The sequence below is a fragment of the Tangfeifania diversioriginum genome (assembly GCF_900141875.1).
Lineage (GTDB): Bacteria > Bacteroidota > Bacteroidia > Bacteroidales > Prolixibacteraceae > Tangfeifania > Tangfeifania diversioriginum.
The window spans coordinates 63546-75579 of sequence record NZ_FQZE01000026.1 but is presented as its reverse complement, the minus strand read 5'-3'; the positions used below and the strand labels follow the sequence as shown (position 1 = coordinate 75579).

Genomic DNA, 12034 nt, shown 5'->3' with positions numbered 1-12034 from the left:
AACTTTCGAAAGTTAGCAATGAGTCTTTTATAGGCAAACCCGTAAAACGACTCTGACCACGTTCAGAGAACGTGGGTTTCTAATTTGAACTAAAATTAAATAAACCAGCTATGATTAAATCTTGCAATTACCTCACGACAGTTATCTTTTTATTTTTGGCTACCAGTTTGTTCGGGCAAGAAAATTCTGTTAAAATTGGATTTACCGATGCTTTTCTCGGGCATTACAACCTCAATTACGAAAGGCATTTAACCGGAAACAACTCCGTGCAGTTTAAAATTGGCTTTTTGAAACCAACATCAAGTCCTTTTATTTCAGATGAAACCATCACTCCTTCGGCCTATGTGCTCGAAAACAGCAAAGGTGGACTGAATACCTCTCTGGAATACCGTTTTTATGTCAACAGCGAAGAAGCAGGCACGGGTTTTTACGTAGCCCCATACCTGCGTTACCTGAATCAGAAAATGAATTATTCAGATGAAATTGACGGCAACAACTATGGCGTTGATTTCAAAGTGAATTTACTGGGTGCCGGAGCACAGTTGGGTTACCAGCTTATTTTGGAAGAACGGTTTATACTCGATTTCTATTTTTTCGGCGCCGGGCTCGATTATTACATGGTGAACATGAAATATCAGTTAAAACAACCTGACCCGGGCTTCAATTACAGCTCTATTACCGACGATGTTAGTGAAGTTTTTGAAGACATCAACTACCTGCATAAAAAACTGGACCACAATGTAAACAATGACAACCTGCTTACAAAGCTGCCTTTCTTTTTTCCCGGTTTCAGAATTGGGGTAAATGCGGGCTTTGTTTTCTGAATTAGCTACTTTCCCGGAAATAACCATTCATTTAATTCGCATTAGACTACTCCATTCGCACAATTTTTGGGTAAAAATGCCAAGTGTTTGCACCAGGTCATGTTGGGCATTCATCACTTCGTGAATGTTTTTGTACACAAATGGCGACTCATCTGCCCCCCAGCAATTCCAGAACTTCAAGCTTGTCGCTGCGTTTATATTTTTTTCATTGCAAACAGTTTGAAGCCATAAAAAAACAACTATTTTTATTCCTGAACCAATACTGTCTGATTATGCAAACGAAAATAAAACTTTCTGGTTTTCTCCTTTTGGCTGTTATTTTTCTTGGGCACATCAAATCAGAAGAGGCCGGAATGAAATATTGTGCTGAATGGCTACAAACTTTTGTGAAAGATCTTCCCATTCATTTCATTGAAAATCAACCCAATTTCAATACCTTATAAAAACCTGAAAAATGCCTGAAGAACTTTGGCTGACAATCGTTCTGCTTGTTTCCGTGCTATTTATCATCCTGGGAACCACCCGTTTGAAAATGCATCCGTTTATTGTGTTGTTACTGGCTTCCTATATTGCAGGGGCACTGGCCGGGCTGCCCGTTGAACAAATTGCCCTCACCATTGCCGACGGATTTGGCAGCATTATGGCCTACATCGGAATTGTAATTGTTTTGGGAACCATAATCGGTACTATTCTCGAAAAATCAAATGCAGCCATCAAACTGGCAGAACTTGTGCTGAAACTGGTAGGCAAACGTTTTCCGGGGCTGGCCATGTCCATTATTGGCTACATCGTTTCCATTCCTGTTTTTTGCGATTCGGCGTATGTGATTCTTTCGTCGCTAAAAAAATCGCTGGTACAGAAAACCGGAAAACCCTCGGTTACGCTTTCCATTGCGCTGGCATCCGGGCTTTATGCCACTCACACCTTTGTGCCCCCCACTCCGGGGCCAATTGCAGCTGCCGGCAACCTGGGGCTCAACGATCAATTGGGACTGGTCATTCTTTTTGGTGCGGCAACCGCCCTATTTGCCATGCTCACCGGCTGGTTGTGGGCTTCGTACATTGGAAAAAAACATAAAACCAGCGAAGATGATGCACAACTACCGGATGAAAAAACTTCAGAATTCCAGCTTCCCTCGGCCACAAAATCGCTGCTGCCCATTCTGGTGCCTATTTTTCTGATAGCCTTGCGGTCGATAGCCACTTATCCGGCAAAACCATTTGGTAGCGGGTTAATTTTTACCTTTTTCGATTTTGCCGGACAGCCTGTCAATGCGCTACTTCTGGGATTTCTGCTTTCCTTACTGCTTTTTCCAAAATTCAACAAAGAAACGCTTACCGGGTGGATTGGTGACGGCATTTCGGCGGCAGCTCCCATTTTACTGATTACCGGCGCAGGAGGCGCTTTTGGCACCATCCTGAAAGAATCACAGATTGGAGAAACACTTGGCAATATGCTGGCCGGTTACGAACTTGGAATTTTTCTGCCCTTCATTGTAGCAGCAGCTTTTAAAACCGCGCAGGGGTCGTCCACTGTGGCACTGGTTGCTACTTCGGCCCTCATTGCACCGCTGCTTTCCACCATTGGACTCGATTCGCTGAACGGAAAAGTGCTGGCCGTTATGGCCACCGGCGCCGGGGCAATGACCATCTCACATGCCAACGACAGCTTTTTTTGGGTGGTTACCCAGTTTTCAGGAATGAATGTTAAAACCGGTTACAAAACGCACACTATGGCTACCCTCATCCAGGGAACTTCGGCAATGGTGTTTATTTTTGTGTTGAGTTTATTATTTGTTTGAGTTAAACTTTTAGTGTCCTTTTTAGTTTAGTTGTTAAACAAATCAGTAATGAAAGGTAAACAATTTATGATATTCTTTTTAATCGTTTTCGCGGTGAACCTTTTGGTAAACCTCTACATTTTTTCACGGACGCGCGCCATTTTTCCCACTGGTAATGCTGCCTGGTGGTCATTCACAATATTATTTTGGATAATTGCTTTTTCGTATGTAATTGGCCGGATAACTGAACGTTCGGGTGCAATGTGGCTGGCCAATCCATTTGTACATATTGGCTCGTGCTGGCTTGGCGCTATGGTTTACCTCACATTGCTGTTTCTGTTCGTTGATATTTTGCGCGGAATAAACGGCTTGTTCAATTTTTCTGAAATGATTCGGTTTAACTGGTCGGACGGAAAAGGAAAAACAGCCGTATTGCTGGTTTATGCGCTTTCGGCAGTAATACTTGTTGCAGGCTATATCAGCGCCACTGTTCCGGTTGTGCGAAAACAGACAATTCAGTTAAATAAACCAGTCCCCGGCGGAAAACAAAGAGTGGTGCTGGCCTCCGATATTCACCTGGGCATGATGATTTCCAACGGACGGCTGGAACGACTGGTAAAACTAATAAACGCGCAAAACGCCGATGTGGTGCTGCTGGCCGGCGATGTGTTCGATGAAGACCTGGGGCCGGTAATTGAAAACAATATGGGCGAAGTACTTAAAAAACTGAAATCCCGGCATGGTGTTTTTGCCATTTTAGGAAATCATGAATTTTACGGGAACGCTGACGTAGCAGAGAAATACCTCGAAGACCATAATATTACTGTACTGCGCGACAGTACGGCTGTTTTGCCCGACGGCACAGTAATTATCGGCCGCGAAGATATTACCGGAGAACGAATGAGCGGAAACCCGCGTAAAACAATAAATGTGCTGCTTTCAGAAGCCGACACTCAAAAACCGGTTTACCTGCTCGACCACCAACCTTATAAACTTACAGATGCAGCCGACCACAACATCGATCTGCAGGTTTCCGGGCACACCCATAACGGGCAAATGTGGCCGTTTAATTATATCACCGGTTCACTATTTGAAATCAGCCGTGGCTACGGCAAAATCAACGATACCCATTTTTATATTTCATCAGGCTACGGCACCTGGGGGCCACCCATCCGCACCAACAGCCGCTCAGAGATTATAGTGCTGGATATTAAAGGGAACTGAAAAGTTGAGTTGTTCAGAAAAAAGCTTTCCTGACCTTTCAACTTATATTTAAAGCATTGCATGAGTTGACCGAGGCAAAAAAGTTCTTAAATTCGGGAGCAATGCATTAAACAGGAATTTATGGAGCATATTTTCAATATTCTGAAATCACTGGCCGAACCCGGAAGTATTTTACTGCTGCTGATTTTACTGCTTGTTCTGAATAATTATATTTTCAGTCGGTTGTCGTCAGTAACGTCCAGGGGAAATGTGACCAAAAATTCAATTTCATTGTTTCTGGTTCTCGTGGGAACCCTGGCTCTTATTTTAACACTTCCGATTGAAAGTGAATTGAAAGGCCAGATTCTGTCGTTTCTGGGAATCATCATCAGTGCCACCATCGCACTGAGTTCCACGACTCTGCTCGGGAATCTCATAGCTGGCATTATGAATAACTCCATGAAACGTTTCCGCAACGGCGACCTCATAAAAATTGATAAAATGGAAGGGAGAGTTACCAAAAAGAGTATTTTTCATACTGAAATTCAGCTCGAAGACAGTAACTTTATTACCATTCCCAATTTATACATTGCCTCCAACCCGGTAAAATTAACGCGCAAAACAAACACAGTCATTTCTACTTCGGTTTCGCTGGGCTACGATGTGTCGCGCACCAAAATTGAAGAAGCGCTGAAAGAAGCTGCCACTGAAGCCAATCTGACTGATCCGTATGTGTATATTACCAACCTGGGCGATTTTTCAGTCGTCTATCAAATACATGGTTTTTTGGAAGACAGCTCAAAATTTTACAGCACGCGCTCGCTTCTCAATGCCAAAGTTATGGACTTGCTTCATAAAAAAGGAATTGAAATTGTTTCGCCAACGTTTATGAACCAGCGGCGGGTTGAAGAAAAAGAATTTATTCCCAAAGTTGCTGCCCAAAAAGAAACACCTGTGGAAAAAGAAACCCCCGAAGAGTTAATTTTTGATGAAGCCATAAAATCGGAAAAAATTGAAAAGAAGAAAGACAAGCTGATTGAAATTGAAAAGCACCTGGAAGACCAAAAGGACAAGTTAAAGGAAGAAAAAGACAAAAAAATAATTGACAAAATAAAATTGTCAATAGATAAACTGGAACAACAAAAAAAGCAGATAGAAAAGAACATTGAAGAACAAGAAAAAAAAGCGAAAAATGACAATTCGAATAAATGACTCCCGGGGTTGTTGCTAACCATGAATTCCAATGAACCAGAAACGATTTGTTCTGGTTTTTTTATTTCTTTTCATACCGGACATATGGAAATTATTACTATATTTTGAGCAATAAAAAAACCGCTAATCTATGGATTTTCCACTGTTTCATCTCGATTTCATGGGTAACCGAATGCTGGTTGCGTTAATAGCTATTATTCATGTAATTATTAACCACGCCCTTGCCGTCGGTTTCATCCCGCTTGTAACCTTTCTCGAATTCAGGGGATACCAAAAAAAACAGCGCAATGCCGAAAAAGGGGAAGCCTGGGACGAAGTAGCACGCAAACTGCTGTTTTTTGCTTTCATCATCACTACCACCATTGGCGCGCTTACCGGTGTTGGCATTTGGTTTGCTACCTCGCTGGCCAACCCGGCTTCAATTGGCAGCCTCATCCGCGTTTTTTATTTTGCCTGGTTCAGCGAATGGATTGTTTTTGTGCTCGAGGTCATTTTTATCATGATTTATTACCTCACATGGAAAAAATCCAAACAATCAGCAAGAAATAAAAAAAGGCACATTATTTTCGGGTTTTGGCTCAGTGTGTTTTCATTTCTCACCATGGCCATAATTGTTGGCATCCTTGGTTTTATGATGGATCCGGGAAGCTGGGAAGCCCAAAAAACGTTGGCAAGCGGCTTTTTCAACCCACTGTATTTTCCACAACTCATTTTCCGTACGCCTGTGGCCATGATGATGGCTGGCTGTGTTGCGCTGCTCTACACGGCTTTCATGCTAAAAAAAGGGAATCCCTGGCGACCTGAAATTTTAAAGCACATTTCGTTCTGGATTTTACTGTGGATGCCCATTGCTGCAGTGGGCGCATACACCTATTACTGGTATATTCCACGTGCAATGATAGGAAACCTTCCGGTTGCCCTCGCAACGCAACAGTTTCAGTCGTGGTACGATTCACTTTTAATAGTAATGATTGTATCGGTTGCTGTTGGTTTTTTTATCAGTATTTTAGGCACTCTGGCCCCGAAACGCCTGCCAAAATATTTGCTCATAATTCCTGTTTTGGTGTCGTTTATGTTTCTGGGAACATTTGAACGGCTGCGCGAATTTATCCGAAAACCTTATGTGATTGGCGAATACATGTATGCCAACGGTATTTTAGTTGAAGAATACCCGTTGTACCAGCAAAGTGGTTTGCTGAAACACACGCCCTACTCCTCCATCTCAGCCATCACCGAAGAAAACAAACTGGAAGCCGGCGAAGCTGTGTTTAACATTGCCTGCACTCGTTGCCACACTACCCACGGTATTAACTCGGTGGTTGTAAATTTTGAAAAAATGTATGGAAACCAAGATACGCTAAGCACCGATGCCATGAAAGCCTATATGAAAAACATGCATAATGTGAGGTATTACATGCCACCCTTCCCGGGAAACGATGCGGAGCTGGATGCCCTGGCTGCCTACATTGCCGAACAACAGAAAAGGCCGCAACAGTTGGAGGGCGCGCAGATTAAAGGAGTTGATGTAAAAGAACTGGATTACTAACCTGAAAATCAATCAAAAAAAATGATAACTGCACTGATAAACCAAATACCCGTCCCCAAAGATATCCCGCTGGATTTACCACTTCCGGAGTGGATCCTGGTAGTTATTCTTATTTTCTCTTTTTTGCTTCACATCCTGTTCATAAATTTAATGGTGGGCGGAGGCGTACTCACATTTTGGTACGAATTGCGTGGGCTGAAAAACAAAGATTACGACACCCTGGCCCGTGAAATTGCCTCTACAATTACTGTAAATAAAAGTCTGGCTGTAGTTTTGGGGGTTGCCCCGCTGCTTTCTATAAATGTGCTTTACACGGTCTATTTTTATTCGGCCAATGCTCTCACGGGCGCCATGTGGATTTCAATTGTCCCCTGGGTGGCAGTGGCTTTTTTAGTTTTTTACCTCCACAAATATTCGTGGGACCGGCTGGCCGATAACAAAGCATTACACCTTGGAATATTAAGCATCGGGGTGTTCAGTTTTTTAATGATTCCATTTATTTTCTTGACCAACATCAACCTGATGCTCTTCCCCGAAAAATGGGCAGAAGTCAGTGGATTTTTCGATGCACTTACACTGCCAAATGTTTTTCCACGCTACTTTCATTTTATCACTGCCTGCTTGGCCATTACCGGTTTTTTCCTTGCTTTTTGGTTTGGTCGAAAAGGTTACACAATGAATGAAAACTTCAAAAATCTTTCAAAAAAAACCATAAAAAAACAAATGCTCAACCTGGCACTGGCAGCCACTGGCATGCAATTCATTTTTGGACCGCTGTTATTTCTCACGCTGCCAACGCAAGGCGTTACCTGGGGGTTGTTCTGGGTAATAGCAGGAGGCGTTACTGTGGCGGTAATTGTTGTCTGGCAACTGTGGAAACTGCTGAATGACGAAAAAGAAATTGTTGGCAGAAGATATGTTTGGCTGGTGGTATTGTTTACTGTATTGGTAGGATTTATGGGAACCGGCCGACACATGTACCGGGAAGATGCGCTGAAGACTCACAAACAAATGATGGCTGAACGAACAGCCACACACTGGAAAGATGTGCAAAAAGCCCATGAAGGACTTTTAATGCCCGAAGTTGAAACCGATGAAGGTCCGGTTTCGCCCGGAGAAGCTCTGTTTAATAACAACTGCGCCGTTTGCCATGCTGCAAACAACCGGCTGGTAGGCCCGCCGCTAACCGAGGTGGTTCCTATTTACGAAAACAATTCGGAAGATCTGAAAAAATGGATAAAAGAACCAGGCCGCAAGCGAATGGACTATCCGCCAATGGCAGGGTTCCCCAATCTCACCGACCAAGAATTAACTGACATTTCTAAATATTTGCTGGAAGAGGAATGGAATTAACTCAATATGATCATTAAGATTTTCGCAAAAGGTATTCCTGAGAACTTCCAGGTACAAAATTTGTTGTATTTTTCGCACAATTAAAAAAATCAGTAAAAAGCCATGAGACTCAGTTCGAGGATGAAATTTCTTATACGAAACGGGCTACGCGGGTTAGTATGGCTTGCGGTTTTGCTGATTGCCTACTTTTTTTTCGAAAAAATTGTAATTTCCAGAAATCCTGATGTATGGATTGAACGGTTTTATGCCCAACCCGAAATTATCTACCTCATTTATGTAGCATCCGAATTCTTTTTCGGCATAATCCCCCCTGAATTATTCATGATTTGGGCGGTGAATAAAGCAAACATTGCCCATTACTTTTACAATGTTGCCTTTTTTGCAATAGCTTCGTACGTGCTCGGTTATGTTACTTTTTTAATTGGCCAGTTCCTACATAAACGCGTTACATTCAGGTATATCAGACTTAAATTTTTTAAGGATATTGGCCCCAAACTAAAAAAATACGGCCTGTTTTTAATAATTGTTGCCGCACTCACTCCCCTGCCCTGGTCAGCAGTAAGTATGCTTGTTGGTGCCTCTGGCTACCCTGCCAAACGTTTTCTGAGATACGCGCTGTTCCGGTTACTTCGTTTTGCGCTCTACGGATTTATTATCTTTCAAACTCACCAAATTTAAACTTGCAGCAAACATCGACTCCAGAATATTGTTTATCCTGTAAATACAAATAAAAAAGCATGATCGAAAAGTTAAAGCGGAAGTGGAATATAAAAAACAACTTCCAGCTGGTACTCATTTTGATAATTTTTTCAGTAACCGGCAGCGCCTCACTTTATGTGCGGAAATTTGTTTTTTCATGGATGGAAATCTCTACCGACACCAGCCTTTGGATTAAAGTTCCGCTTTACATTTTAATTGTTTTCCCTTCGTATCAGATATTACTATTGATTATTAGCGGATTACTCGGACAATTCAGGTTTGCATGGGAATTTGAAAAAAAAGTATTTTCACGTTTTAAATTCAGAAAATGAAGAGTTTAGTAATTTTTTTAATCGCAGTTATTATGAATACAAGTATAGGAACAGAAAATAATTTTGCAAAAGCCACACTCGGTGGCGGATGTTTTTGGTGTACCGAAGCGGTTTACAAAGAGCTGAAAGGAGTGATTGAAGTACAACCCGGCTACAGCGGCGGGCACGTTAAAAACCCGGCCTACCGCGAAGTTTGCAACGGCACAACGGGGCACGCCGAAGTAGTACAAATTACCTACGATCCTCAAATTGTTAGTTTTTCGGAAATTCTGGAAGTGTTTTTCATGACGCATAATCCTACAACGCTCAACCGCCAGGGAAACGATGTGGGCACGCAATACCGTTCAGCAATTTTTTATCATTCAGAAGAACAAAAAGATACAGCCGAAAAAGTAATCGGGCTTTTTGAAAAAGAAAAAGTTTATGAAGACCCGATTGTAACAGAGGTGACTGCATTCGACGCATTTTACAAGGCCGAGGACTATCATAAAAATTATTTTGAAAAGAATAAAAACCAGCCCTACTGCCAGTTCATTGTAGCACCCAAAGTGGAAAAATTCAAAAAAATTTTTAAAGAAAAAGCCAAATAAAGCTAATATTTCACCAGCTTTCCTTTTTGAATAACGACATTATGTTTCTTGAGTGTGTAGATGTATAATCCATTGGGTAAATGCTCAGTATTCATTGAAAATTCCTGTTCGCCCATTACCACTGAAAATGGGATGGATTCTACCAGTGAGCCATTTGCATTAAAAAGTTTGAGGGTAAGTGTAATATTTACATCGCTGGCCACTTCGAGTTTTAGTTCAGCATTAAACGGGCTGGGATAAACAGACGCTGCAAACTCATCCACAATTTCAGGCACATCTTCGCCACATTGCCCAGGCAGATTTGCATCGAGCCACCACAAGCGGTCTTCGAGCCAGTTTTTCAGCCAGTTTACCTCATCTTGGTGACTTGTCCCCACATAATAGTTTGGCCAGACATATTGCCCCAAAACCGGCCAGCGGTTAAAATTACGGTCATCAGCACTTCCCATTGCTTGTACAAGACTGTCGGCAACTTCAAAAATTCGCTGGTTTGTCCAGGCATCTTTACGCAATTCCTCCCACCTGCATTTCATCTGATTCACAAAAACCCTGTCGCCCCAAAGCGCCGGCCACCAAAAGGGATTTCCCCAGTGGTCGTCTTCCATTTTTGCCTGAATTTGAAATCCGTAAGTATTCCAGCCATCCAGGTAATCCGCGTTACCGTAAGCCAGGTTAAAATCCCAAATGGGCCCCGCATTCAGTTTTCCGCCTTTGTCTTTGTATAAAAATGTGCTTAACCGGTAAGAATCAATGTTTTTGGTAAGTTCGCTTATTAAAATGAAATCGATAAACGAATTCACATTAATATAATCGCGGTAGCTGCCTTCACCTTCATATTTTTTATAATAAACGGCATCTTCAAAACCATTTATGTAATCCTGAATATAATTTTTCTGAGCCTGAACAATTTCTTCATCATCCGGTACTTCGTACTGGTAAAAAGTAGCGTTTCCGTTGGCATTTTTGTATTTGGAGTACCACCCGTCGCCCCCGCTTCCGGTTGTTTTGTCAATTTTTACAATATACCCACCGGTTAAATCTTCGCCTTCCGTTTCATCGGGGTTCAACGTGGCAATATCCACTCGGGTATCTTCCCGTTTTATTTTTTCCATCAACACGTAAATGCCCTGGTACTCGTTATTCAGGAAAAGTTCCACGAACCGGCACCTCGAAGTATAATGCCCCAAAGGTTTTGCCAGCGAAAATGTCAGCACATTGCGGATAAGTGATTTATCGGAATAAGGCGCATACAAAATCCAGTCTTCCTCTTCGGGCAATCCAAGAATCGGAAAATCAATGTCTTCGCCCAGCTGGTTTCTGGTTTCAAAACCATACGATTTTTTGGGAAACATCTGCGACGATGAACCTCGTATTTCAATTCCGACTTTTCCGTAGTAATGATTGAAATCACCTGATGTGTAGTTGTCTTCTCCTTCACCGTTCCAGATAATTCCCATATCCACCAGAATTTTGGGTTCATCGGGAATATGCCGTCCGTTTGTATCAATAAAAACAAGTGGTAATTTTGATGAAAATGACTGATTTTGAGCCAGAATCGGACCTCCTGCAAGTAGTACTATTATAAAAACCAGAATTCTTTTCAGTGCCATAAAATCAGTTAAAAAAAAGCCCGGAACAAAGCCCGGGCCGTAAATGTATGTAAAAATACAGTAGTTACAATTCTCTTATCCAAATATTGCGAAAGCTCACCGGATTTCCATGATCCTGCAACATAATACTTCCCGGACCATGTTCTGTCACAGTGTATTCAGGAATTCCAATATATTCAGTTGGGCCACGAAGTTTTACATTATTCTGCACCAAAACGCCGTTGTGAAGCACTGTCACCACAGGCGGAGTAAAATAAGTTCCGTCGTCGTTAAAACGCGGTGCGGTGTAAATAATGTCGTAGGTTTGCCATTCACCCGGGGCCTTGCAGGCGTTCACCTGTGGTGCGTACTGCTTGTACAAACTCCCGGCCTGGCCATTGCGGTAGGTGCGGTTGTTGTAATTGTCGAGCACCTGTACTTCGTAACGCTCCTGCAGAAAAACGCCGCTGTTTCCGCGCCCCTGGCTTTCGCCAACAACTTCTGACGGCGAACGCCACTCAATGTGCAACTGAAAATCTTCAAAAACACGTTTGGTTTTAATTACGCCGGTTCCCCGTTTTACTGTAACTGCGCCATCTTCAACAATCCATTGCGGTTTGCCACCATCCTGGCTGGTCCACTCGCGCGACAAATCTGTGCCATCAAATAAAACAATTGCATCCGAAGGTGCATCCACCGGGGTTTCACCAGGAGTTACCACCGGGACTTCAGGATCCCATATTTCGGTCATTTCTGGTTTCATTGGCGGACGCTCGGGCGTTTGTGCCATAACTCCAACTGCTGAAAACAGCAGCAATGCAAAAACTAAAATACTCTTTCTCATCATTGATTTTTTATTTAGTTGATTAATTCAAAAATTCTGTCACTAATTTTATTTCAGATAAA

The 12034-nt window shown here is 42.4% G+C and carries 12 protein-coding genes; 10 read left to right on the top strand and 2 right to left on the bottom strand.

All coding sequences use genetic code 11. The annotated features are described in order from the left end of the window. Positions 1 to 110 precede the first annotated feature (110 nt). The 10 genes from BUC07_RS15645 to msrA all read left to right on the top strand — a co-directional run bounded on the left by BUC07_RS15645 (position 111) and on the right by msrA (position 9539). Positions 111 to 824, top strand: a complete 714-nt coding sequence (locus BUC07_RS15645; protein ID WP_073171602.1) for a DUF3575 domain-containing protein — start codon at positions 111 to 113, stop codon at positions 822 to 824. A gap of 272 nt (positions 825 to 1096) precedes the next feature. Continuing rightward, positions 1097 to 1267, top strand: coding sequence for a hypothetical protein (locus BUC07_RS20970; RefSeq protein WP_175552546.1), 171 nt, complete (start codon positions 1097 to 1099; stop codon positions 1265 to 1267). A gap of 11 nt (positions 1268 to 1278) precedes the next feature. Next, the gene (locus tag BUC07_RS15635) at positions 1279 to 2625 is read left to right on the top strand and encodes a GntP family permease (RefSeq protein ID WP_073171596.1); all 1347 of its coding nucleotides are present in this window, start codon (positions 1279 to 1281) and stop codon (positions 2623 to 2625) included. 48 nt (positions 2626 to 2673) lie between these two features. After that, entirely contained in the window at positions 2674 to 3828 is a 1155-nt protein-coding gene (locus BUC07_RS15630) for a metallophosphoesterase (protein WP_073171593.1), read from the top strand. 120 nt (positions 3829 to 3948) lie between these two features. Next, positions 3949 to 5019 carry a mechanosensitive ion channel family protein gene (locus tag BUC07_RS15625; RefSeq protein WP_073171589.1) on the top strand — a complete coding sequence of 357 codons (1071 nt, stop codon included), beginning with the start codon at positions 3949 to 3951 and terminating at the stop codon, positions 5017 to 5019. Between the two features lie 130 nt (positions 5020 to 5149). Next, entirely contained in the window at positions 5150 to 6565 is a 1416-nt protein-coding gene (locus BUC07_RS15620) for a c-type cytochrome (protein ID WP_073171586.1), read from the top strand. Positions 6566 to 6586: 21 nt separating this feature from the next. After that, entirely contained in the window at positions 6587 to 7918 is a 1332-nt protein-coding gene (locus BUC07_RS15615) for a c-type cytochrome (protein WP_217652716.1), read from the top strand. A 102-nt stretch (positions 7919 to 8020) separates the two neighbouring features. After that, positions 8021 to 8596 carry a hypothetical protein gene (locus tag BUC07_RS15610; RefSeq protein ID WP_073171583.1) on the top strand — a complete coding sequence of 192 codons (576 nt, stop codon included), beginning with the start codon at positions 8021 to 8023 and terminating at the stop codon, positions 8594 to 8596. Positions 8597 to 8655: 59 nt separating this feature from the next. Beyond that, complete coding sequence (locus BUC07_RS15605; RefSeq protein WP_073171580.1) at positions 8656 to 8949, top strand: DUF6787 family protein; 294 nt, start codon at positions 8656 to 8658, stop codon at positions 8947 to 8949. Positions 8950 to 8981: 32 nt separating this feature from the next. Next, the gene (msrA, locus tag BUC07_RS15600; protein ID WP_073171625.1) at positions 8982 to 9539 is read left to right on the top strand and encodes a peptide-methionine (S)-S-oxide reductase MsrA; all 558 of its coding nucleotides are present in this window, start codon (positions 8982 to 8984) and stop codon (positions 9537 to 9539) included. Positions 9540 to 9541: 2 nt separating this feature from the next. On the opposite strand, the gene BUC07_RS15595 is transcribed toward msrA, so the two are convergent. Next, the gene (locus BUC07_RS15595) at positions 9542 to 11149 is read right to left on the bottom strand and encodes a CotH kinase family protein (protein WP_073171577.1); all 1608 of its coding nucleotides are present in this window, start codon (positions 11147 to 11149) and stop codon (positions 9542 to 9544) included. A 64-nt stretch (positions 11150 to 11213) separates the two neighbouring features. Next, entirely contained in the window at positions 11214 to 11975 is a 762-nt protein-coding gene (locus BUC07_RS15590) for a 3-keto-disaccharide hydrolase (protein ID WP_217652715.1), read from the bottom strand. Positions 11976 to 12034: the final 59 nt, after the last annotated feature.